The 23,063-nt window shown below is 44.8% G+C and carries 19 protein-coding genes; 6 read left to right on the forward strand and 13 right to left on the reverse strand.

Features of this window, described 5'->3' with window-relative positions; genetic code table 11:
* Positions 1 to 4 precede the first annotated feature (4 nt).
* Entirely contained in the window at positions 5 to 1,162 is a 1,158-nt protein-coding gene (locus RH45_RS03760; protein WP_008074045.1) for a winged helix-turn-helix domain-containing protein, read from the forward strand.
* On the opposite strand, the gene RH45_RS03765 is transcribed toward RH45_RS03760, so the two are convergent.
* A complete protein-coding gene (locus tag RH45_RS03765; protein ID WP_409350861.1) occupies positions 1,155 to 2,204 on the reverse strand; it encodes an alcohol dehydrogenase family protein in 1,050 nt (349 codons plus the stop codon). The two genes, RH45_RS03760 and RH45_RS03765, sit on opposite strands and share 8 nt — an antisense overlap.
* Positions 2,205 to 2,206: 2 nt before the next feature.
* Positions 2,207 to 2,713: a TetR/AcrR family transcriptional regulator gene (locus RH45_RS03770; RefSeq protein ID WP_008074047.1), complete on the reverse strand. Its 507-nt coding sequence runs from the start codon at positions 2,711 to 2,713 to the stop codon at positions 2,207 to 2,209.
* Between the two features lie 176 nt (positions 2,714 to 2,889).
* On the opposite strand from RH45_RS03770, the gene RH45_RS03775 reads away from it, so the two are divergent.
* Genes RH45_RS03775 through RH45_RS03785 form a run of 3 tightly spaced genes read left to right on the forward strand, consistent with a single transcriptional unit; the run spans position 2,890 to position 4,222 of the window.
* Positions 2,890 to 3,504 carry a 3'-5' exonuclease gene (locus RH45_RS03775; RefSeq protein ID WP_008074057.1) on the forward strand — a complete coding sequence of 205 codons (615 nt, stop codon included), beginning with the start codon at positions 2,890 to 2,892 and terminating at the stop codon, positions 3,502 to 3,504.
* A 2-nt stretch (positions 3,505 to 3,506) separates the two neighbouring features.
* A complete protein-coding gene (locus RH45_RS03780; RefSeq protein WP_008074058.1) occupies positions 3,507 to 3,950 on the forward strand; it encodes a GNAT family N-acetyltransferase in 444 nt (147 codons plus the stop codon).
* Complete coding sequence (locus RH45_RS03785) at positions 3,947 to 4,222, forward strand: nitrogenase-stabilizing/protective protein NifW (protein WP_008074059.1); 276 nt, start codon at positions 3,947 to 3,949, stop codon at positions 4,220 to 4,222. Before RH45_RS03780 ends, RH45_RS03785 begins: the two co-directional genes overlap by 4 nt.
* Before the next feature lie 510 nt (positions 4,223 to 4,732).
* Here the strand turns inward: RH45_RS03785 and RH45_RS03790 are convergent.
* The 3 genes from RH45_RS03790 to RH45_RS03805 all read right to left on the reverse strand — a co-directional run bounded on the left by RH45_RS03790 (position 4,733) and on the right by RH45_RS03805 (position 10,144).
* Entirely contained in the window at positions 4,733 to 8,083 is a 3,351-nt protein-coding gene (locus tag RH45_RS03790) for a hypothetical protein (RefSeq protein WP_008074062.1), read from the reverse strand.
* 111 nt (positions 8,084 to 8,194) lie between these two features.
* Complete coding sequence (locus RH45_RS03795; protein WP_008074065.1) at positions 8,195 to 8,539, reverse strand: hypothetical protein; 345 nt, start codon at positions 8,537 to 8,539, stop codon at positions 8,195 to 8,197.
* 576 nt (positions 8,540 to 9,115) lie between these two features.
* Positions 9,116 to 10,144 carry a hypothetical protein gene (locus tag RH45_RS03805; RefSeq protein ID WP_008074068.1) on the reverse strand — a complete coding sequence of 343 codons (1,029 nt, stop codon included), beginning with the start codon at positions 10,142 to 10,144 and terminating at the stop codon, positions 9,116 to 9,118.
* Between the two features lie 1,174 nt (positions 10,145 to 11,318).
* On the opposite strand from RH45_RS03805, the gene RH45_RS03820 reads away from it, so the two are divergent.
* Together RH45_RS03820 and RH45_RS03825 are read left to right on the forward strand one after the other, a co-directional pair.
* The gene (locus RH45_RS03820) at positions 11,319 to 11,645 is read left to right on the forward strand and encodes a helix-turn-helix transcriptional regulator (RefSeq protein ID WP_241211624.1); all 327 of its coding nucleotides are present in this window, start codon (positions 11,319 to 11,321) and stop codon (positions 11,643 to 11,645) included.
* Positions 11,639 to 12,955 carry a type II toxin-antitoxin system HipA family toxin gene (locus RH45_RS03825; RefSeq protein WP_008074073.1) on the forward strand — a complete coding sequence of 439 codons (1,317 nt, stop codon included), beginning with the start codon at positions 11,639 to 11,641 and terminating at the stop codon, positions 12,953 to 12,955. Before RH45_RS03820 ends, RH45_RS03825 begins: the two co-directional genes overlap by 7 nt.
* Before the next feature lie 110 nt (positions 12,956 to 13,065).
* Here RH45_RS03825 and RH45_RS03830 read toward each other — a convergent pair whose 3' ends face one another.
* The 8 genes from RH45_RS03830 to aer2 form a co-directional block, all read right to left on the reverse strand.
* Entirely contained in the window at positions 13,066 to 14,745 is a 1,680-nt protein-coding gene (locus RH45_RS03830; protein WP_008074074.1) for a DUF342 domain-containing protein, read from the reverse strand.
* A gap of 130 nt (positions 14,746 to 14,875) precedes the next feature.
* Complete coding sequence (locus RH45_RS03835) at positions 14,876 to 16,567, reverse strand: ATP-binding SpoIIE family protein phosphatase (RefSeq protein ID WP_008074075.1); 1,692 nt, start codon at positions 16,565 to 16,567, stop codon at positions 14,876 to 14,878.
* A gap of 18 nt (positions 16,568 to 16,585) precedes the next feature.
* A complete protein-coding gene (locus tag RH45_RS03840) occupies positions 16,586 to 16,885 on the reverse strand; it encodes an STAS domain-containing protein (RefSeq protein ID WP_008074076.1) in 300 nt (99 codons plus the stop codon).
* A 33-nt stretch (positions 16,886 to 16,918) separates the two neighbouring features.
* Positions 16,919 to 18,070, reverse strand: a complete 1,152-nt coding sequence (locus RH45_RS03845) for a methyl-accepting chemotaxis protein (protein WP_008074077.1) — start codon at positions 18,068 to 18,070, stop codon at positions 16,919 to 16,921.
* Between the two features lie 26 nt (positions 18,071 to 18,096).
* Positions 18,097 to 19,134, reverse strand: a complete 1,038-nt coding sequence (locus tag RH45_RS03850; protein WP_008074078.1) for a protein-glutamate methylesterase/protein-glutamine glutaminase — start codon at positions 19,132 to 19,134, stop codon at positions 18,097 to 18,099.
* The gene (locus RH45_RS03855) at positions 19,134 to 19,772 is read right to left on the reverse strand and encodes a chemotaxis protein CheD (RefSeq protein ID WP_008074101.1); all 639 of its coding nucleotides are present in this window, start codon (positions 19,770 to 19,772) and stop codon (positions 19,134 to 19,136) included. The genes RH45_RS03850 and RH45_RS03855 overlap by 1 nt, the downstream gene beginning before the upstream one ends.
* An 8-nt stretch (positions 19,773 to 19,780) precedes the next feature.
* Positions 19,781 to 20,638, reverse strand: coding sequence for a CheR family methyltransferase (locus RH45_RS03860; protein ID WP_008074103.1), 858 nt, complete (start codon positions 20,636 to 20,638; stop codon positions 19,781 to 19,783).
* On the reverse strand, positions 20,623 to 23,019 hold the full coding sequence (aer2, locus tag RH45_RS03865; protein WP_008074105.1) for an aerotaxis transducer Aer2: 2,397 nt from the start codon (positions 23,017 to 23,019) through the stop codon (positions 20,623 to 20,625). The genes RH45_RS03860 and aer2 overlap by 16 nt, the downstream gene beginning before the upstream one ends.
* Between the last annotated feature and the right edge of the window lie 44 nt (positions 23,020 to 23,063).

The following is a 23,063-nucleotide window of genomic DNA, read 5'->3' on the forward strand; positions in this document are numbered from 1 at the left end:
CCTAATGCAGTCAATTTCTCAAAACCAAGCACAAAAGATCGCTCTACTCTCGCAAGGCTTAGCCACTGCAACCGCGAAAGGAAGAAGTGAACAGCAAACCCTCGCGGCTTTTGAGCAGCTTAGCTACGTGCAAATTGACACCATTTCGGTCGTCCAACGTGCTCATCACCATACTTTGTGGACCCGTAACCCAAGCTATCACCCAGAGCAACTTGATCGCTTAGTCCACCAAAAACAGGTGTTTGAATATTGGTCTCACGCAGCCGCTTACCTACCGATGAGCCAATTTCGTTACAGCTTACCAAGAAAAGCGGCGATCAAATCAGGCCAACAACGCCATTGGTACTGTAAAGATCGAAAGCTCATGAAAGACGTATACGCACGCATTGAGTCTGAAGGGCCATTGATGGCAAAAGATTTTGAATCGAAAGCGCATAAAACCGATGGCTGGAATACTAAACCAACCAAACAAGCCTTAGAGAATCTGTATATGCAAGGTGATTTAATGATCGCTGAGCGACGCGGCTTTCATAAGGTTTATGATCTCACCTCGCGTGTGCTGCCAGACGGCATTGATACTTCGATGCCTACGGCGCAAGAGCATGGGCGTTTTTTGGTTCTGAGTTATCTGCAAGCCCATGGCATCGGCACCCTTCCGGAAATGGTTTATCAGCTCAAAGACGTTAAAACGCAGGTCAACCAGGCGCTGCAAGAACTACTTGAATCGGGTGACATTGAGACGGTTACCGTCAACCAACAGACGTATTACACCTGCCGTAACGCTTTGTCATTGCTCAACAAGCGTCTTAATCGTAAGCAAGTAAAAATACTCTCTCCGTTTGATAATTTGCTGATCCAACGAAAACGCACCAGTGCAATTTTTAATTTTGATTACCTAATCGAGTGCTATGTCCCCCAAACGAAAAGGCAGTTTGGCTATTTTTGTTTGCCTATTCTTTGGGATGGAAAACTCGTCGCTCGTGCGGATTGTAAAACGGATAAAAAAACCTCGACACTCAATGTGCTCAACCTAGTGATTGAGCGCGATATTAAGCATCGAGAGGCATTTTTAGAGGCTTTGGATAGCGAACTGCACGCGTTTGCGAGGTTTAATCAGTGTGAGCAGTTTGCCATATTGCAGGTTTCCGATAACCTTAGCTAACGGTCAACACAATCTTACCGACATGGCTTTTGTCGAGAAACACACGTTGCGCAGTCTCAATCTCTTCAAGCGGATAAGTGAGTGCCACTAACGGTCGAATCCGGCCTTGCTCAATGTGCTCAACAAGATGACCAAATACCTCTGGCTCTAGTACAGTACACCCGAAAAAGCTGAGGTCCTTCAAATAGAGAGTCCGAACATCTAGGTCCACCATCGCTCCGCCAATCGCTCCAGAAACGGCATAGCGCCCCTTGGGTTTCAGCACTTGCAAAAACTGAGGCCACGTTTCTCCGGCAACCAAATCAATTACTACATCAACACAGCTCTCGCCAAGAGCTTGTACTAAATCTTGATCTCGCTCGATCACACGGTCGGCCCCAAGCGCTAACACTTGCTGACGTTTGCTGTTGCTAGTAATGGCAATAACTTTCGCTCCACGTGCCTTTGCTAACTGAATGGCTGCCGAACCTACGCCACCCGAAGCTCCGGAAATCAACACTTGTTCACCTTGGGTGACGTTAGACCGAGTCAGCATATTCTCTGCGGTCGAGTAAGAACATGGAAACGAAGCCAGTTCAACGTCTGATAGATTGGACTCAACGTGATGAGCATGGATGGAGTCCACCACTACGTACTGGGCAAAACCCCCATCGCATTCGGAGCCCAAATACCAAGGTGTTGATTGTGTTTCGCCTGCGACCTGAGACAGACAAGGCTCTATCAACACTCGTTGGCCAAGACGCTGTGAGCTTACCTCCTCGCCCACCGCCACGATTTCTCCACACACATCTGCACCTTGAATCCGTGGTAATTGCAGGGCACTCCCTCCCCAACTCGCATCTTCGCTGTTATTGTCACCTTTCGAATACCAGCCAATGCGGGTGTTGATGTCGGTATTATTGACACCAGCGGCTTTGACACGAATCAGAACCTGATGCTTGGTTGGCTCTGGTACCGCAATCTCACGATTGACCTTAAGCATCTCAAAACCGCCGTGGCCAATTAGCTGCACTCCGGTCATCGTTTTTGGAATAGGATTCATCATTACCTCACTAGCTCATTGATCATGTCATTGGCAGTACTAAGTGCTTGCTTTCCAAGCACTGGCCATGTCGCTGTTACCCCTTCATGCAAGAGAAATAACTGCTCGCCTCGCCGCTCGTCACCAACCCGTTGAACCAAAAACGCACGTACGTCGAGCTTATGGCTGTTCACCACCTGTGCGATGGTTTGGTTATCTGGAAATGATGCGACAGCGAGTGTCGACATACAGCCATGAGGCGCGTGGTGGGTCATCCAAGATTCCAATTCTTGGAAAACACATTTGATCCCCGCCATGCCTTCAGATTCGGCCCTAGTGGTTAGTAACTCCATGTAGCGTTGGTGGCGGAACGTAAGCGCCGCGATGATCATCTCTTCTTTCGATGAATAGTACTTGTACAGAGTTCTTAGGCTTACCCCGCAATACCTCTGTAACTGGGAAACACTTGGCTCAGCAAAGCCATATTGACTAAAAGCTTGCTCTAGTTTTTGTGCAATCTGCTGTTTCATAATCTCGTCACCTTACAGGTAGAATGTTCACTCTACCACAAGGTAAAATGATCATTCTACCCCTAAGCAACAATCACTGCTTTACCCGTTAACAAGGGGTACTTATAATTTGCCTCCAATTCACCAAAGGTGTGACTGCGATAAGCACCACCCACGCCACCAGCACAGGAATTCCTATGACTCACGCACATTCTGTTGTCGTCCTCGACTTTGAAACTACGGGGTTGTCTCCCAACATGGGCGACAGAGCCATAGAAATAGGCGCCGTTAAACTGGTCAATGGAGAGGTTGTCGATACCTTCCAGCAACTTATGAATCCTGGATTTCGCGTTAGCGCATTTATCGAAGGTTACACAGGCATCACCAACCAAATGCTCAGCGGTGCCCCCAGCTGTGATGAAGTGATGACGGAGTTTGCCGACTTTATCCGCGGAGAAAATTTGGTCGCGCATAATGCGTCATTCGACAAGCGCTTTCTCGACGATGAATTGGAGCGAGTGAAGGTGGCGTACCGTGGTGAGTTTGCTTGTTCTTTGCTTATTTCTCGCCGCCTTCATCAAGACGCGCCCAGCCACAAGTTGGGCGATATTGTGCGCTACAAACACATTGAAAATGATGGTGTCTTTCACCGAGCATTAGCTGATGCGCAAGTCACCGCTAAGCTATGGATGGTTATGGTGAACGATTTGCAGCAGCGCGGCATTGCACAACCAAGCTTCGAGCTGATGCAAAAAATCGGTAAAACCAGCAAAGGAGCCATCGATAAGCTGCTGGCTAGCCAAGTAGGATGATCATGACTCATTTGGATACTCGAGTCGCAACACAAGACGACTATGATTTCTTATTTGAACTGAAAAAAGCCGCCGAATATGACGCGATAAAGGCGGTGTTTGGTTGGGATGATACCGTACAGAAAAGCATTCACCAGCAAGAGTGGCGAGAAGATACACCAACGATTATCGAGATAGAGAATCACCGAGCGGGAAGCTTTTTGCTCCAATATCATCAAGATCACCTTTATTTCGGCCGTTTTTTCTTGCTTCCGCACTACCACGGGCAAGGAATTGGTAGCCAGATCCTAGATACTGTGGTCGCGATTTCCACCGCAAAGCAACTGCCCATCCGCCTGTGCTACTTACAAGGCAACCGTGTAGGTGGTCTGTATCGCCGCTATGGCTTCAAGGTGACGTCGCAAGACTCGCAGTTTATTCACATGCAAAGACCGGTAACGTCATGAGCCAAGAGGATATTGAGCAGAAGATCGCCAGCTTCACCTCTATTGAGCAAGCGCTGGATTACTTTGAAATAGGCTACGCCAGCAAGTTCATCGACCAACACAGAGTAGAACTGGTCAAACGCTTCAATGGCTACCTTATTTTGGAAAAACCACAAGATTGGTTTGCCGCCCGTCGGGCGCTTAAAAATGCTTACTGTAAAGTCCAGCGCAACCAGCTAGACAAACATACTCGTTCAGCCTGTCGAGGTTGTACAACCTGCCAACGACGCTAGCCCACAGAAAAATCCCCTCACCTAAGGGGGGATTCATCTCGATACTACATTTCTGCTAGTTTCTTAACTCGTAGTTGGACAGAAATGAGCTAGAAATATGGCTTTATTAAATTCCTTTCAGATGAAAAAATGTATGGGAAAAATCCAAATTAGTGGTCATTTTTACTAAGCCACTACAGGTTTAACCCCAATGAGTCAGAACGATTATATTGGGAAAACTCTAAAACTGCGGCCAATTTTTATTGACCTGTGTTGACGACAAAATCCACTTTGAGTCAGAGAGCTTCGCTCACACTGTTGAAATATTGCTAACCATTCCTGGTCAGTTCGTCGTGTTGCCATATTCTTATCTCCTGATAATGAAAGATAAGATCGTAATCCGATGTTCAGATGAATTGAATGTGTAGTTTATGGCGCGCTTACTTTTTAGCCTATTGGCCTAAGTTTAGACAATTACACAAAATTCAGGACACTCTTTTCCTGAAAGGATTCAAGAAGTGAATTGATTGTCTACTCTTCTAAGTTACACCTATCTGCAAAGTTTGCCCAAAATGTCGATGTTGAGTGCCTATTTTGTTTCAGAGCATTTGAAATGCAGTTCGTATACTTTGGTGTGATATTGACCAGTGCTTGTCGAACCAATTTTATGTCTTTGATTTGTTTTTGTTGTTCATAGCCATCTAGAAGAAGAGGTACAGGTAATAAATCAATTAAGGCATCTATAGTAGTATCTGAGATGGACTCACCCTTGGTTAGCATTACAATTAAGCTGATAAGGATCTGCTCAACGACTTCTGTTTTATTAGAGAAAAGCTCTTCAACAACCATTTTTTGCAAGCATGTAATGATCAAACTGAGTATATTTTTTTCTCCCCACTCACTATCAAATTGAGATTGAGCAAACTTGACCAGTGTTGTTAATTGTTCATCACTACCATAATGTATAAACTCTCTCATGCTATCGAATGACATTGAACTAATATTTGAGTGACAATTTAACCAAAGTAAGTTCTCGATAGTCTCATGACTTTTATTTGAAACAATGACTTCTTGGAAGTCTTCAGGCATCAATGATTCTAAATTAGGTGCAAAATTTTTCAGGATATTCCTAGTCCCTGCATCGATGCAGAAGAAGCCAATTTCAAGTTTTTCGGCTAATGCAATACCTAGTAGGAAGCTTTCGGTACATAGATCTCTAAATTTAAGCTTTAAATCAAGAGGTATATCCAAGTTGCTGTCGCTATGTGGCTCTGTCCTTTGAAGGATGCTTGATAGGTTCTCAATGATGTTTGTCGGAACATCACTATTTTTTCGCTCTCCTTTATTTTCAAAGTACACTGTGTCATGTGATTCATGGTAAAACGGCAATTGATCTCTGTGAAAGTCACAATATTGCGATAATGACTCATGTACAGCCTTTGTCATATGCCACGTGTAATCATTAAAAACTTGGTTACCTATATATGCTAAATATATGGCAGTGATTTCATCTATAACGAAATCCCTGCAACCAACTTTAGAGTGCTCCTCATTGATGGGAGTTGTGTGGATTGTGACACCTTCGCAGAGTATTGCTAGCATTGCTTTCTCTACGTTACTCTGACCATTTAGATGCTTGTATTTAATGTCTATAGGGAGAGGTTGCTTCATTTGTGGAGCTAATCGCTCTCTCTGCTCCCTGAAAGTGGATGTTAGCTTATCTATTTCTGCTAATATCTCTTCACCTGTAGCATTTTCTGGAAGGCTTAGCATATGAAACACTTCATTTTCATCATCATCCATGATGTTCTGTGCTATGCGGTAGGCAGCAATTATAGGGTATAGCTTCTCTACTAAAGTGCAAAGTTTTACAGGTAGTAGCATCGCATCTCCAAGTTGGGCGTTATTTAGCTTCTCTGCTATTGCTCCTTTATTATCAATTAGATACTGTGGGTTGCTTTTTACGGAATGCGTGGGAACCGTTATCTTAATATGCGATTTATGACTTTCTTTGTAATGGTATGCGCTAGTATATTTCGCTGAGTTAAAAGACCAATTTTGTTCATGAAAATTTTGGTTGGCGTGCATAATTAACTTGAAATAGTGCTTCGCATTTGAATACGGGTCATCAAAGAACCAATCGAGAACTTTATCCGCAATGTCTTCAATACGATGTGAATGATAAAACATTAGTCGCCATGAATAGTCCCCAAAGAATTCATCAAAAATATTTGAGGGCAACTCATTTGTTAGCTCATGAGCTTTGTTAGGGTCTTCTTGATAGACGGTCTCTAAGTACTGTCCCCATAAATAGATGAGATTCCTCTTTTCATATGCCTCTAGAGTGCGACCCTCATATCGTTCTATGTTCTTTCGAAGTAAGGTTGCTGCAAGCTCGTAGTCTTTTTCTTCATTGGCTAATAAAGAGTAGATTGTTGTTATTTCTTCTTGCTGTTTTTCCTCTTCACTCAAATGAGACAAGCGTTGAATGACGGTATTGTATTGTCTGGCTTGATATGAAAAGTTTAGATATGAAAAATAAGCTGCTGAGAGCCAAGGAAAGTGTTCGCTAAAGCCTACTTGATAAAGCTTTACTGCTACTTCTACATGTCCATTGTGTGCAAAGTGAAACGCAATACTGTCGATAAAGGAGATATTTAAATCTGCGTCTTTAAAGTAGTTGTCTATGCTGTCTTCAATTTGAATATGAGGAAATTCTTGAGCAGATAAAATGGGACAGCTTATAGCAGCCAGAGCTAGTAGGTTAGCCTTTGCCTCTATAGAGTCTTGTTCAGATAACCTATCGAGAGTTCCTATTATTAGCTCGGTATCTTCACTTTTGTAGAGCAATTGAACAACAGGTAAGTTACAGAAGTTTTTATCGGTTTGATTTATTAGTTTTAGAGAAAGTTCTTCTGGTGACAGCGATTGTATATTTTCAAACTCCTTTAGAGGAGTTTTAGTCAGCACAGACTTCAACATTTCGTTATTGAAGTAGTCTTTTTTTTCTATGTTGGACTGGTTCTTTTCTAGACAATCTCTCACTATTGCACAGGTATATTGAGTGTAGTGAAATAGCTGGCTAAGGATATTAATTAGCTTAAAGTCAGGCGTTTTACTGCTGTCAATCAGTTCAATGAGAGAGTCTCGTAATTTATCAAACCTAGACTTATCTTCAGATGATAGACAGAAATAATCTTTATTAAGAAAGTCATTAGCATTAACACACTCTAGAATGATTCTTTCTCGTTTGAAATCAGCTAGAGGTTTTAAGCTTTGTAATAGGTCAAGGATACCTTGGCTTTCGGCTAGCATTGAATATTCGAGCGTTTTTTCAAATAAAGCACCAAGAATAAACTCAGGTAACTCTGATTGTCTGTCTACAAGGTTGCTTACATAGTCCTCGGTAGCAAGCCTTTGTAAATAGATATACTGAGGTATTGTTTGCTCAGGGATTCTTTCAAAGTATGCTTTGGCTGCTTCTTTACCGCTTCGAATTTCGATTAGTTTAAGTATTGCAGCGTTTGCAAGCTCCTGTGCAAATGCGGAGTAGTTTTCGGATTGAGAGTAACCTTCGACTCGTTGCTCATCATCTTTAAGGCTTTCCTCACTCATTAGGATTCTAAGGGATGCAATAGCCAACTTTGCTTCTTCATCTAACATCCCCATCATGCTGAGAAAGCTAAGTTTTTGTATCCCACTATGATTGTCGTTTTGCCTGAAATCATCTAGAGCATCAATGATAGGTCTACTTATAGCACTTAATGATACGTTATCATTGATCTGGACTTGAAGCTTATCTATAAAAACTTCAGCATCAATAACTTTGTTACCGCCAAATGCGTCACCTGTACCGTTACTGGTTATATTGTAGGTGTTCATTGATACCTCATGGTGTGTTCTGATTTGGTGGCATAAGAAAGCTCACACTTTAAGTGGAGCCTTAATTGACTAGTAAACGTTAGGGCTATCGTGATTTTTCCAAAGGAAGGGTTATTTATCGTTGATGGTCTTGTTGCCCATTATTTTATCGCCATTAAATGCGTCACCACTACCGTATGAATTAATATTGATTACTGTCTGAGGTTTTTCATTCAATTGGCTAATCACTTCCTGAAGAACCTTTGATGACTCAATTAATGCTGTAAGTTCTACTGGAGATGCCGACTTTTGGTATTGTTCTTTAGATAGCTCCTCTGCTATTGCGTTAGCTACTTTATCGTCGAGGTGAACGACATTGTCTAAACCTGCTTTTATGTAGCTAGCTGTTAGCTTAATTGGTGATGATACCAAGTCATATAAGGCTCCGCCAATGATCGCACTGCTTACAAAATCCATACTTTTCTCTTTTTTATGACATTAAAGTGGACAACATTATACACCCCATTGCTTTGCAATTAGAAACAGCTTTGTTGCGTAATTCGACTAAAGAAAACAAACTTCCCTAACTGAATCGCCACTAATATAGTAGTCCCCTTTGATATAACTAAAAGTATGTCAAATCACCGTACGTTCAAATAGTGAATCAGCCAGGCGTAACTTAGAAAGGGGCATTTCCATGTTAGCTACTTTGCCAAATTCACTACACTCTATAACTGCACTCAAATGCTTTACGACTAAGAAATCTGTGTTCTACCGACATAGTGACGACGTAGAGTTTGTTCGTAATATCCAGAAAATGAAGTCTGATGTTATTAAAGATGATGCTTTCGTACAGACCTACTGCCGCCTTTTTTTTGCTGCAAAGCGCGAAATAACTCATGTTGGCTTAGTACCACTGGGACAGGTGCTAGTGGACTGAATAAACTCATGACCGCTATCAATAAAATTATTTTAGCTCGAAACCCAACGCTTAAGTTATTGGAAACGAGCCCTCATAACAATTATTCACTTAAAAATGCTCAATATCGAAACTTACTCAACCAAAACGACATCATCAACATTATCTTGAGTACCATGACTTTCTGTTTTCTTTTCGGAGTGTGGCGAAAGAACTGAATCATGGTTAATGACCTCAATGACATAGACAGACGATATGTACCTTTCGAAGAAATACAAACTAAAGCCTAAAACAAGTAAGCCAATAACCTGAGAGTTAATTTCAATCATAGAGCCAATCTTAATAGCCGTCGTCGTTCCATTCCCGTTTCCCCCGCCCTTGGAATTGCCATCACGCAAAAACTGTTTGTATGCGAGCACTAATCCAGTCCCAACTATCGCCACCACAAGCAAAGTGATAATTACAGTTTGTATACGCTGCAAAAGATAGATTAACTCAACGTCCTGAAGTGCGTTACTCTTATGCTGCTCTAACACCTGTGCATGAGCGTACTTTGCCAATTCAGTCTCGAGTAAAGCTTGGGGCAACTTGCAATACTCATCTTCACATACTCTTAGAAAATCCATAAGAGACCTAACTTCCTCCAACTCATCCTCCATTGAAATGGATCTTGCGGTAGGATTTATTGAACGGGTTGAATTTTCTGCAGAGCTATATGTCAAGACTTGGGAAGTTTCGATAACATTTACACGAGGTCGTTTAAACTCAGAATACACGTCGTGTAATTCAGATAATGTTTTAATATCCTTGAGACGCTGCAATTCTACCAACTTCTTTTGAACTCTATCCTGATGTGTTTCGATTTTTACTTTCGCTTTACCTAATAAGTCCTCTCTCACTTTTGAAGAGCCATCAAACCTATTTAGCTCTTCTACAATCACTCGTTGCCGACTAGTCTGTACTAGCTCACGAACTATCGAAGACTCTAATTTTTTCTGTATATCCTTTTTAACGTCGGCTAGTTGGTCTGCATCACTGAGCACAGCCCCACGACCTTCCTGTTCAATCGTGGGATTAACTTCCGTTGTCGGGGAAGAACACTTTGCAGCAAATGTTAATGAACTCAAGCAGGTCAATAACAATATCTTAAGAACTAAAGACATAGTAAAACCAATAAATGAATAGGTATGAGAAGTGTAGGTCTAAAATGAGAGGCTTGGTAACCTTAGCATAAGAGTACCAAAGGTCCCACAACTACTCTAGTGGGCTCTTGAATGTGATCCCAAGAGATTTACAAGCTTGTTTGTAAGGGTGCCAGCGGACTTAGGACAAAGCTCTCACAATAACCCTCCATAATGCTGTAGTACCAAATGTTAAGCGTCGCTATTAAGTTGTTTTTACTGACCACTCTGCAAAATAAAGCAAAGGCCATGCGGCACAGCACATTAATGGCAAAATGCATTTGTATGAAAAGATAGACAGCCAATGGTAGCGACCACTTAAGACCAAATGGCGATAGCTCGCCTTCTTCTAACACTTCCACCCATGTTCTATCACTACGACGTACACATTAGGCAAGGTACTTTCATAACTAGCTTGTCCCTGCGCTACGATTACGATTTTCACCTTAAATTCAATCACATCCAATGCATCAGCAAGTTACTTATCTGCCTCTAGGGAGGTCATCAAACAATCGTTTTGCAAATTTCCCTAATTGCGTGGCAGTCGCGGCTCCAGCGGTGATGCTGAAAACATTAGCGACGATGGGCCACACTGACCACTCAAGTATTAAATACCTCGACGTGCCAATCGCAACGGCTAGACCCAGAGGTATTGAGACTAACATGCTTGTCATCGCTATGGTTATCACAAAGGGAAAGATAATTTTGCCACCCATAAAGCCACCACGCAGTCCGTATTTATTGAAATAACCAGTGTAAATAAGATCTTCTCTTATCGACAATTAAAAAGCTACGTTAAGTGACTCAACCGACAAAGCGGACAGTTAAGCCAGTAAACGCATTTCAGGACACTGTCGAGCCTGAAAGTGCCGACTGTAACGGTCCTCGGCAGTTCTGAGTTACGTAGTGAACGGTGAAGACTTGAACAACGTTCACATACGAGCTAACCAACAAACATCATACAAACCTTTAATGACTTGTTTTAAGGTCACCATGTGCTATAAATTACCATAATGACTGTTTTTAAGGTCATTATCATTTCTAGTATCTTTTATTACCATTGATATGTAATGACTGCATTTTGAGTCATAATAGATATAGTAAAAGATTAACGATTGAATTTTAGGTCATTATGAGAGAGCCAAATATATACGCAATGTCAGATGAAGCACTGAGCAGTGAACTTGGCCGTCGAATCGAAAGACGAAGGCTCGATCACCGTTCGCCACTGACTCAGGCACAGTTAGCGAAAAAGGCCGGAATCAGCCGGTCAACCTACCAAAATATGATCGAGGGTAAATCAACCCTACTAAACGTCATCAAGGTACTCAGAGTATTAGATGCATTGGAAGGTATTGAATCTTTCCTACCAGACCCTGGGATTAGCCCAGTACAACTTCTCAAAATGAAAGGGAAAGTACGACAAAGGGTAAAACCGGCCTCAACGCCACAGAAGCCTAAAGAGGAGGATCTCGATTGGTAGGCAAAAAATACGACACGGCAAAAGTCAGTATATTTGGTAAAGATGTCGGCGCTCTGGCTGAAGATACAACGACCGGAATTGTTAGCTTTGAATATTTCGATGAGTGGCTAAAGACTGGCTTTGCCATTTCACAAAAGCTCCCTCTTGAGGCTGGCACGTTTAGCTTCCCCACTCTGAATTATCCAACCTATAAAGGCCTACCCGCAGCCTTTGCTGATACTCTACCCGATGACTTTGGTAATGCCGTAATCAATGCCTGGCTTGCGCGTCAGGGCCGAGACCCACGCTCTTTCAGTGCATTAGAAAGGCTGCTCTATACGGGTTCACGCGGTATGGGAGCGCTTGAGTACACACCCGCACTAGCAGACACAAATAAAAAACAAGATGAATCCATTAAACTCGACTCACTTGTGGCCATGGCGCAACTCGTCCTTGACGAAAGAAACAATCTAGATGAAACCATCACTAATGAGCAGGCAGCGGAGCAGGCCTTAACGGGTATCCTTCAAGTTGGCACCTCAGCGGGCGGGGCTAGAGCGAAAGCTGTTATCGCAGTCAACTCAGATCGCACGCAAATACGCTCTGGTCAGGTCAATGCCCCCAAAGGCTACGAACACTTCCTATTAAAGTTTGATGGCGTTGTCGAACGCTCATCCACGAGTGAGGTATTTGGTGATCCTAAAGGCTTCGGCTTAATGGAATATGCCTATTACTTAATGGCCAAAAAAGCCGGTATCGATATCTCATATTGTGAACTGTTAAAAGAAAACGGACGTGCTCATTTCATGACAAAACGGTTTGATCGCGTTGGAAACGAAAAGGTGCATTACCAATCTCTGTGCGCGATGGATCACGCAGATTTCAAACAACCTGGCGCTTACAGTTATGAAGAACTTTTCACCCTATTGCGCTCACTAAGACTTGATCGACTATCAGCACTTGAAGTGTTTAGGCGCATGGCCTTTAACGTGATTGCCCGCAACCACGACGATCACACAAAAAACTGGGGATTCGTTATCAATAGCGCGAACAAGTGGGAACTCGCACCAGCATTCGATCTAGCATATAGCTACAAACCAGGCTCACCTTGGGTAGACAGCCATCAAATGTCGATCAACGGTAAGCGAGACAATTTTACCAAACAAGACTTACTAGGCGTCGTACCTCTATCACTACAAGGTGAGGCAGAAGCGATTCTACATGAGGTTCATGCCGCCGTGGCAACATGGCGAGAAATAGCAGAAGGTGTAGGTGTCGAACCTGCGTTCCTTGACGAAATAGAGTCTAACCACAGACTCAACCTACTATGATGACGATGCATCAGCATCGTCTAGCAAGCTGTGGCATAAAATATCGAGAACAACCTGTCAGCGTTATTTACCACGTCGTGTGGAAACTGACAGGTCAATCGAGTGAATAGCTAAACTTCTTCTTCGAATGCTTCTTCATCGAGCAGTGAGCGACACTTAATTTCGTATTGATTAAACGAGAAAATACTTGGCCCATGCGCACGCTTGGTAATGACTTTGTCTTCACCAAACTGAACCGTGACGTGAGTAAATACCTTACCTTTTACCTCCACGACATTCGCTTCTAGCGCAGTCTCTAACTCTTGCTCATTGCTGTCGCGAGCTTGTTTCACTTTTTCTAAGTGTTCGTTTGATTCTTGCTTAAATGTTTCGAGCTCTTGCTCTTGTTCTGGCGTGCGCTCAGATTTTGGAATCTTCTTCAGTTCGAGCTCTTTGCGTATCACACTCATGGTGTCCTCTTGAGCCTGAGTGTATTGCTCTTTCAGCTTAGCTTGGCGCTCTTTATACATCTGAAAGCGTGCAAACGCTTCCACATAAGTGGCGGTATCCCCTTCGACACCCAGTTCAACACACACCACTTTGCCGCCTATTTTCGCATGACCGCCGCTTAAGGTACCGTGTTTTTCAGAAGCATCGACCACCACCAGATCTTTCCCGCAACGTACCTCGCTATTCATACAATGGACGTTGAGATGAATGTCTTCAGCGGCTTGCAACTCACAAAACTGCGCATAGTTTGCACTTATGGTGCCACCAGATTTCACGATGCAGCTTCGTTGCTCACCTTCTGAGACGTTATGGCCGATAATGCCTTTTGCGACTTGAATATCCCCTTGGACTTGAACATCTGCAGATTCAATAAAACCACCAACCGTTAAGGTACCTGTCGCGCGCACCACCATGTCAGACTCTATGTTACCAAACACGACCACGTTACCTTTGAATTTCACGTGGCCCGTCGCAACTCCTATGGTCTTTAAGCAGAGTGCATCTTCAACATCGACACCTTTCTCTTTCAGCATCGGCATCCCCGAGACTGTCGCGATCAATAAGTTAGGGTTTTGCGGAGAGACTGCCGAGCCTTTCCCTTCTTTAAGCACACTGTCATTGCCCGGCTTAGGCGGGATAATACGACCTTGAACCGTGATCCCAGGCTCACCTTTTGTAGCAGGAACACGCTTCATTAAGGGATCATTTTCCGAAACAGTGATCGTCTCGCCAAGATCGAGCATATCGACCTTACCGTCTTGTTGATCTTCTTGAGGAGCCAGTACTTGTTTGGCAGGATCTTTTACGAGAGGAATAAATTTTGCGTCTTTGCCCTGAACGGGGTTTTTGCCTTTGGCGACTGGCTGAGTGAAGGTTTCACCCGGTTTGAGCTGGTGGCTCATAATCAGAACTTTCTTCAGCGCCAGTTTATTGATGCCCTTAGTCACATGCGATTGAGCTAACGCATGAACAATTTGTGGCCCCTTGAGTGGCTCACCTTTGTATGCGCCCGTGACCACCATGCTGGCGAGCATATCGTGATCAGAAAGTACCACCTCCACCGTCGCATCGCGCACTTCGGCAATCTTAATGCCTGAGTAGGCTTCCCCACTGGTCTCTTTGGCTAACTTGATGAAGCGTTTGACTTCGTCTTCGATTAAGTAAAAATTACTCGCACCAACCTTCTCTAGTGCTTCATCAAGCCCTCGAGTATCAAAATTGTTGTCAACCGTGATATCCGGTGACAATTTGGCTAATACTGCATGTCCATCTTCAGACAAGGCAACAAATTTATCCCACATGTACAATCAGCCTTCATTACGTCCTACTTTGAGTGTATGCAATTTACTCGCCGAGCTGTATCATAAGTGTGACAAATTAGAGCGTAGGTCACTTAATGATAGCGTTTTTACACTGTAAATCTTGCTCGCCTTATGATGGGAAGTGATGCTCCTCTTTAAAGGAATAGATCGCCGTCACACAACACCCTTGTTTTGAGTATTCTAACGATTGGCACAATTCACGAGCCAATACGATACCGCGCCCATAGGTCAACGTTTTGCCTTGCTCAGCATTGGATTTTTGATAGTCAAACCCAGCACCGTTATGTTCCAAGACCATCATGAGATGGCTCTCGACTGGATTGTAATCCAACGACAATTTCACCCAAGCACCGTCACTCAGCTCTCTTAACCGCTCTTCACGCATCTGGTAAAAGGTAAAGAAACCGTCGGCTTCTTCTTTAATTTTGGAGTCTAGGTGTAGTAAGCCGTGCTCGATCGCGTTGGCAAACAGTTCCGACAGCACAGAACACACTAAATCGAGATGCGCTCCCGCTTGCAGCACTCCCCTTAAGTATTGGCGTACTTCAACCATCACATTGACTTCTCGAAGAACATCACCTGGGAATTGCAGATCAGCGCTCACCGCAATCTTGCTTCCTTTTTGTGGTAAAGCCGCTAAGTCAGTTTTGTTGTCGCTGGAAATGGGGAACTTCATCGACAGGATAGAGAGGTCATCTCCGACACTTTTATGGGCAAACTTTCGCACCGACTCATATAGTAAAGGGATGATGGGTTTATTGGTGGCAAGCGCCTGCTCTAATCGTTCGGGGCCAAATTGTTCGCCATTTCGATCGCTCGCTTCAATTACACCATCGGTATAACAGAGAATTTGTTGATCAGGTTGCAGCTTCATATGTACCAGATCCGTTTCAAACTCATGCGACTTAAGTACCCCCAGAGGCATGTGGCGCGATACTAAGCGGCGCTCTATAGTGCCATCAGGATTGAGCAGATAGCCATCTGGTAAGCCGCCTCCCCACCATGAGACTTCAAACCCGTTGGCTCGAATTTCAAACACACTGGCGGCTAGCATCATCCCCATCGGTAAAAACCGAACCAGGGCGTCATTAATTTCATTCACAATCTCCCCCAAAGAGAGACCTTTCGCCGCCATTGAGAAAAACGCCCGCGTAGCGGGAATGGCAGAAATAGCCGCTGGCAAGCCATGCCCTGTGGCATCAGCAATCATGACATACACCCCGCCATGAGGGCGATTGGCGACGACAATCAAGTCGCCATTAAAGACAGTTGATGGGGTAGAAATGTAGTTAATGCCGTAGATGTTTTTCACCTGCGAACTCATTTCTTCCATTAAGTTGGAAAAGATCGACTCCGCAATCGCATAGTCATAGCGTACTTGTTCGTGAAACTGGCGCAGTTCGTCACGTTGTTGCATCACTTCATTGTGCATGCGCACGATTCGATAGTGAGCTTGAACCTTACCCAGCAAGACACTGCGCTCGACAGGCTTAAGAATAAAGTCATCACCATATTTAAGGCAGCGCTCGAACGAAGCGTGGTCATCAAGCACAGTAAGAAACAGTATCGGAATATGAACTTTAGGGAAGGCCTCGCGGATCTCTTTCGCGGTGGTAAAGCCATCTTTAATCGGCATCATCACATCAAGCAAAATAATGTCTGGCAATCTGTCCATGTTTTCCATGGCGCTCACCACACCTTGCCCGTTTTCAAACGTGGTTACCTTTTCCGCCAAATGACTTAGCATAAAACGACACAATTCACGATTGGTTGCATGGTCGTCGACAATCATGATATGCATAGTCGCTCCTTATCTGGGTTATTCGATATAGAACTTCTTATCAAAGCGAGAAATGGTTAAGATCTTTCTAACTTGTGGCAAGGTATTGGTAATTTTGATCATGCCATCATCCTGATCCAGATAGCTGTGCATATTGAGCAACATGCCAAGCCCAGCACTATCAATGTAATCCACCTTGCGTAGATCTATGACGAATCGATAGTCTTTCTTCTCGGTATAGCAGCGACGAAATTCCTGAACTAGGTTAAAGCCAAATGCTCCTTCAATAGAGATGGTCACTTGGCGGCTGCTTGTATCTACCTGTGCTTCTACTGACATATCCTTTTCCTTTGTTATTGATTGGGAGAGAGGCTAAAACAACTCTACTTCCCCTTCTTCTATACTCGACTGAGAAGCCGCTGGAGCATCTCGATGATGGAGGCGTTCAAACAGCTCAGTGACCGCTTCGGCAAAGCCATCTGCATCAAGATGCCCTCGATGCCATTCTGCACACAATGCAGATAGTTGATTGAGATAATCGACCGTCTGCTTAGCGTAATCGCCTTGCTGAACGATGATGTCGGCAAATTGCAATGCACGTACACCGTTGTCCACTTGAACGTGAATTCGTTCACCACTGTGCCTGATTTTTTGAATCTCTTGCTCAATGGCTAGGTTAACGTTGTGAACACCACGCAGCATTTCATCAACTTTGTCTTTGGATTCAATTGCGTCAGTCATATCGATCGATGCCATCTCTCCGACGGTTTGGTTTGCTTCTTCAACCGTTTTCTGCGCGACATTGATCTCTTGCTCAATCTGATCATTCAGCTCTTCTGCTTTGTGGGACAAGTTACGAACCTCTTGAGCAACGACTGCAAACCCTCGACCAGCTTCACCAGCACGCGCCGCTTCAATCGCCGCGTTTAGCGCTAATAGATTGGTCTGTTCCGATAAACTACGAACCTGAGTTAACAACTTGAACACGGCATCAAGTTTGTCGGACATATCATGAATACTGTGCACGGCGGAGATACTTTTCTCAGAAACTTTTACCAGCGTATCGACAAAGTTACGGATGATGGCTTCAGTCTTGGGTAGCACCTGACCAATGTCGCTGTCACTGCCATTTTGACCGAGCAGATTCTCGACCAGTTGCGCGGTCACTTCATTCTGCTCTTCTGCCAACCGTTGTAGCTCGAAGTAACTCTCATTGAGTGTCACAACGGACTCGTCAACCACACTTCGTTGGTGATCTAACGGCTCATTGAGCTGCTGAGTAATGGTTGCCATCAGTGGAGTCATTTCCTTGGGTAGCGCAGCGCTGTGCTTCTCTGCACTTTGCTGAGAACGAGCGGCGTTGAGTTCGACCGGCACCGTACCGCGAGGAAACACCAACCAAGGAATCGCTGCAACGATCACCATGCAAATCACGGTTGCCATAGTAGAAGCTTGAGTAACCGCAAAGCTGAGTAAGGCTAATTGAACAAGTACGGCAAAAAAGTATCTTGGTTTTATTTTCATATCGGCTTTCCTTGCACGACAAGTGACTACTTAGCGTTAGCTTGCAAGTAGTGGCAAATTTGTTTTGGAACGTGATTCAGTGAGACCACTTCTCGAACGGCGTTAAGCTCCACCGCGACTCGCGGCATTCCCCATACCACAGAAGAGGCTTGATCTTGGGCAATAGTATGTGCGCCTCGCTCTTTCATGCGTAACATGCCACGAGCACCATCTTGCCCCATGCCCGTCAAAATGACTCCAATCGAATGAGCGCCGACAGTCTCCGCCACAGTATCAAACATGACATCAACAGACGGTTTATGACGATTTACAGCCGGTCTATCATCTAACTGGCAGTACAGGTGGTTGCCTCGTTTTACCACCACCAAGTGTTTATCCCCTGGTGCCACGTATGCACAACCGTTAACCAAAGGCGCTCGGTTGGTATCGAGTTCTTTGACTGTTATCTCACTGCTATCGTTTAGGCGCTGAGCAAACGAGGCAGAAAACATCGCGCTGATATGTTGAGTGATGATGATGGGAGGTAACCCTGCCGGCAGCGATGATAAAACCTGCTTGACGGCTTCCGTACCGCCAGTGGAAGCACCGATCGCGATCACTTCGATTTTACTGTGCCCTGGGGATGAAAGGACTTGGGGCGCGGAAGGTTTATCTTGGCGAACGTTAGCCCCAGCCGCCATTTTGATTTTTTCATTGATATGCGCTTTATAGTTGACCATTTCTGCGGTGCTATCGACCGAAGGTTTAGGAAAATAATCAACCGCGCCATACTCTAACGCCGCGAGGGTTGCCTCTGCACCATGCTGGGTTAACGTGGAGATCATGACCACTGGCATAGGCCGCAAGCGCATCAGATTCTTTAGAAACTGAACCCCATTCATTTTGGGCATTTCCACGTCTAACGTCAGCACGTCTGGGTTGTGTACTTTGATCAATTCGCGCGCTTGGTAAGGGTCTTCCGCCACCGCGACCACCTCTAAATCAGGATCGGCGTTGATCAACTGTTCAAGCAGCGCCCTGAACACTGGGGAATCATCGACCACAAGGACTTTAATCTTTTTCATTAAAACAGCTCCACGTCATCGTCATGAGAACGATGACTCTCTCTATCCAACTGACTGGCATATTTTTCTTCTTGGTGCTGCAGTCGATGCACTTCTGTAAAGGGAATTCGCTTAAGCCATGCTTTCCCTGACAGTGGATCGAACATCACTTTTCTTGGCTCTAGCCCGCCAAGATCATGAGCGACAACGGGTAACTGCTCTTGCTCAACGTAGTTAAGAATGAAAGCCACATTCTTTTCGCCAATCATTGAGTGACGACCGAGCATCTGCGCACCACCAAACAGCTTTACCTGTAAATTTCTTCGCCTGGCTCCCCTCTCGATCAACGAGTTGAGCAACATTTCCATTGCATGGGCACCATATCGAGAAGCCGTCGATACGACCGCATCTGGCTGCCAAGTTTTGATTTGGCTCTTGTTATCAAATGGCAACAAAAAGTGATTCATTCCTCCTACACTCGCCCACTCATCCCATGCGCATACCGCAATACAAGAGCCCAAGCCAGTCGCGATAATTTCATCCTTTTTACTGGTGCAGTACAGACCACCGGGCAACACCTTGACGATGTGTTTCTCTTTTTGCGGATGATAAAAGCGATTAAAGTGACCGTTAGCTTGTGTATCCCTCACTCCGAACATAATGTGCCCTATTTTTTTACGTAGATGGTGTGGCCTAGGTGATGAAATAAATCCAAATGGCTCGGCATACTTTCTGAGTGGCCAATAAACAGCACCCCATTAGGTTTTAACTGCTGATAAAATCGCTCAATCAATGCGGTTTGTGTTTTTTTATCAAAATAAATCATTACGTTACGACATGAGATAACATCAAACTCTTGGTCAAATGGCCAATCTTGCAATAGGTTGAGCTGTTGAAACTGAATGTAGTTTTGAAGCGCCGAACGGATCTTAATCTTGCCTTGTTGTCTGCCGACACCTTTAACAAAGCACGGCTTTAGGTACGCCGTTGGAATCGCTTCAATTGCCTCATCGCTGTAAATGCCCTGCTTAGCCACCTTAAGCACTTTGGTATCTAGATCCGTTGCGGTAATGCGCACGGAATTAAAGGTCTCCAGTGCGGCGACTTTTTGTAATGAGGCAATAAAACTGTATGGCTCTTCACCAGTCGAACACCCTGCCGACCATATATTGATCTGTGATGCCCCCTGCTGTTGCCACTCCGCCATCAATACTTTTTCGAGAAACTCGAAGTGGTGATACTCGCGGAAAAATTGCGTCTTATTAGTGGTCAAGCAGTTTACAAACCGCGCTTGCTCCTGACTGTCTTGCTCAATCAACTGACGGTAATCACTAAAGCGTCTCAAACTAAGACGCCGCAGTTGACGACTGATCCGTCCATAGACCATGGTTCTTTTTCGGTCTGAGAAGTATATGCCCGCATGTTTGTGCATGAACCACTGGATGAACTTGAAGTCTTTCTCTGTCAGTTCAAACTCTTGATTCACGAGCATGTCATTCTCTGTATGAGCTAGAACTCTTCCCATTCGTCTCCATCCTCTTCCATTTTAAAGCTGGAATTGGCTACTTTTGGCGTAGTCCGAATATCTCTGACATTCGTAATCTGCCTTGGCTCTCGAGTCCTAGTTTCAAAGGTTGTTACCTTGCTATCTGTCGCAAAGAAGTTCATCAAGTTAAGAAGCTCTTTACCTTCATCTTTCAGAGACTGACTGGCTGCCGACGTTTGTTCGACCAGCGATGCGTTTTGCTGCGTCATCTCATCCATCGTGGTTACTGCGCGATTAATCTCATCAATTCCGGTTGACTGCTCCAAGCTAGACGAAGCTATTTGGGCAATGAGTTCGCTGACTTTGGCTACCGCTTCAACAATTTCATTCAAGGTTTCACCGGATTCATCGACTAAACGCGAACCTTCATCGACTTTCTCGACACTGTCTTTGATGAGACCTTTAATCTCTTTCGCGGCGGCGGCACTTCGCTGCGCGAGATTTCGCACTTCGCCCGCCACGACAGCAAAGCCTCGCCCTTGCTCACCTGCTCTCGCCGCCTCTACCGCGGCATTGAGTGCCAACAGGTTGGTTTGGAAGGCTATTTCATCAATGACACCGATGATGTCGGCAATTTTTTTACTTGCCGAGTTGATTTCTGCCATCGCTGAAACCACATGGCCTACCACCTCACCGCCTTTGCTGGCTTTTTTACTGGCGTCATCAGCCAGCTCATTCGCCCCTTTGGCGTTGTCGGCATTGAGCCTAACCGTGGCGGTCATTTGCTCCATGCTGGCTGCGGTCTCTTCGAGGTTGGACGCTTGAGCTTCGACACGCTGGCTTAAGTCGTTATTGCCTTCCGCAATTTCGGTTGAAGCGGTGGCGACTCTCGCCGATGAATGGGTGATCTTCTCAACCATGTTGCGCAGGTTAATGATGGAAGTATTCACGGCATCGGAAAGACGACCAAACTCACCTTGGTTGTCGTCCGACATGGTGCTGTTGAGATCGCCGTCTGCGACTTGACTCATCACATCGATACATTGACCAAGTGGGCCAACAACGGTATCGAGCAAATTATTGATTCCGTCACCAAGCTCCTTCATAAATCCGTTGTATTCCGAGGTATCGATACGTTCATCTAGCTGGCCATTAATCGCCCTTTGAATCAACGCTTCTACCTGACGTTGTCCATCTTGTTGCTCGGTGATGTCTACCCACTGCAAGGCTGGACCAATGTAGTTTCCCTGACCATCACGCATCGCAATACAGGTGAGATTAAACTCCAACGATCCGACAGCGATGTTCGATGAAAAAGGCAGCCTATCTGGGTTAGCGATAATGTTACGTTGGTGACCCGGATTCTTATGGAATACGTCAATGTTTTTGCCAATCAAATTACTCGCATCAAACCCGGGCAGTGCAGTTTGTAAATCGCGCTCTCGACTGCGCAGTAGGTTGTGCAGCGACGGATTAAGGTAAGTAATGATGCCCTCTTTATTTGCCATCATTAGGTTTGTCGTCATGCCTTCAACCGCAGACGCTAAGCGGCCGATTTCCTCTTCTTTGGCGCGTTCAGCGGTGACATCTTGCCATTCAAGTGTGTTACCTATGTAGTTACCTTGAGTGTCGTTAATAGCCGCAACGTTAAGTTCAATTTTCAACTCACCGATGGTGATGTCCGTACTGTAAGGAAGATTCGATTGATCCGCGAGAAGCGCACGTTGATGTGCAGGGTTGCGATGAAATTCGTCGATACATCGCCCCATCAACCACTCTTCACTAGCAGTAAAACCAGACCATACTGATCGTAAAGTCGCCTCATGTTTTGAGAACAAATTGATGGTTTCTCGGTTGACGTAAGTGATCAAAAAATCTCTATCAATCATCACCATAGCCGTTTGAGCTTGATCGACAGCCGCCTGAAGACGAGCGATATCATTTTCCGTTTTTAGCTCTTCAGTCACATCCCGCCACTCTAACGTGTTACCAACGTACTGCCCGCTGGCATCGATAATTGCGCCAACATTGAGCTCGATTTTTACGTCTTTGACCGTGATGTTGGTTGTGTAAGGCAAGTTGGCCGGATTAGACAGCATTTGACGCTGGTGGCTAGGGTTAACGTGGAAAGCATCAATACAGTAGCCAAGTAGGAACTCTTCGTTGGCTTGAAAATTCGGCCATACCGAGCGGAACAAGGCCTCATGCTGTTGAAGTAACTCAATCGACTTTCGGTTGATGTAAGTGATGTTGAAATCTCGGTCAATCATCATCAACGCCGTTTGCGCGGCATTAAGCGCAGACAGCAGCTGCTGTTTTGATATCCCTTCATCTTGCGGCTCTGACTCTTGCGTTAACGTATCTTGCGTTGGTGCAGCAAACGCCGTTTCCGTGTCTGGTTTCCGATTCCAAAATGCCATGAGTTACCTCTCACTGATTGCTTGTTCTGACGTGTTATCCCTTG

This window comes from Vibrio sinaloensis DSM 21326 (assembly GCF_000189275.1).
Classification (GTDB): domain Bacteria; phylum Pseudomonadota; class Gammaproteobacteria; order Enterobacterales; family Vibrionaceae; genus Vibrio; species Vibrio sinaloensis.

Coding starts and splice junctions, on each gene's coding strand:
- RH45_RS03760 (WP_008074045.1), top strand. CDS start 5: ATGCAGTCAATTTCTCAAAACCAAGCACAAAAGATCGCTCTACTCTCG.
- RH45_RS03765 (WP_409350861.1), bottom strand. CDS start 2,204: ATGAATCCTATTCCAAAAACGATGACCGGAGTGCAGCTAATTGGCCAC.
- RH45_RS03770 (WP_008074047.1), bottom strand. CDS start 2,713: ATGAAACAGCAGATTGCACAAAAACTAGAGCAAGCTTTTAGTCAATAT.
- RH45_RS03775 (WP_008074057.1), top strand. CDS start 2,890: ATGACTCACGCACATTCTGTTGTCGTCCTCGACTTTGAAACTACGGGG.
- RH45_RS03780 (WP_008074058.1), top strand. CDS start 3,507: ATGACTCATTTGGATACTCGAGTCGCAACACAAGACGACTATGATTTC.
- RH45_RS03785 (WP_008074059.1), top strand. CDS start 3,947: ATGAGCCAAGAGGATATTGAGCAGAAGATCGCCAGCTTCACCTCTATT.
- RH45_RS03790 (WP_008074062.1), bottom strand. CDS start 8,083: ATGAACACCTACAATATAACCAGTAACGGTACAGGTGACGCATTTGGC.
- RH45_RS03795 (WP_008074065.1), bottom strand. CDS start 8,539: ATGGATTTTGTAAGCAGTGCGATCATTGGCGGAGCCTTATATGACTTG.
- RH45_RS03805 (WP_008074068.1), bottom strand. CDS start 10,144: ATGTCTTTAGTTCTTAAGATATTGTTATTGACCTGCTTGAGTTCATTA.
- RH45_RS03820 (WP_241211624.1), top strand. CDS start 11,319: ATGTCAGATGAAGCACTGAGCAGTGAACTTGGCCGTCGAATCGAAAGA.
- RH45_RS03830 (WP_008074074.1), bottom strand. CDS start 14,745: ATGTGGGATAAATTTGTTGCCTTGTCTGAAGATGGACATGCAGTATTA.
- RH45_RS03835 (WP_008074075.1), bottom strand. CDS start 16,567: ATGCATATCATGATTGTCGACGACCATGCAACCAATCGTGAATTGTGT.
- RH45_RS03840 (WP_008074076.1), bottom strand. CDS start 16,885: ATGTCAGTAGAAGCACAGGTAGATACAAGCAGCCGCCAAGTGACCATC.
- RH45_RS03845 (WP_008074077.1), bottom strand. CDS start 18,070: ATGAAAATAAAACCAAGATACTTTTTTGCCGTACTTGTTCAATTAGCC.
- RH45_RS03850 (WP_008074078.1), bottom strand. CDS start 19,134: ATGAAAAAGATTAAAGTCCTTGTGGTCGATGATTCCCCAGTGTTCAGG.
- RH45_RS03855 (WP_008074101.1), bottom strand. CDS start 19,772: ATGTTCGGAGTGAGGGATACACAAGCTAACGGTCACTTTAATCGCTTT.
- RH45_RS03860 (WP_008074103.1), bottom strand. CDS start 20,638: ATGGGAAGAGTTCTAGCTCATACAGAGAATGACATGCTCGTGAATCAA.
- aer2 (WP_008074105.1), bottom strand. CDS start 23,019: ATGGCATTTTGGAATCGGAAACCAGACACGGAAACGGCGTTTGCTGCA.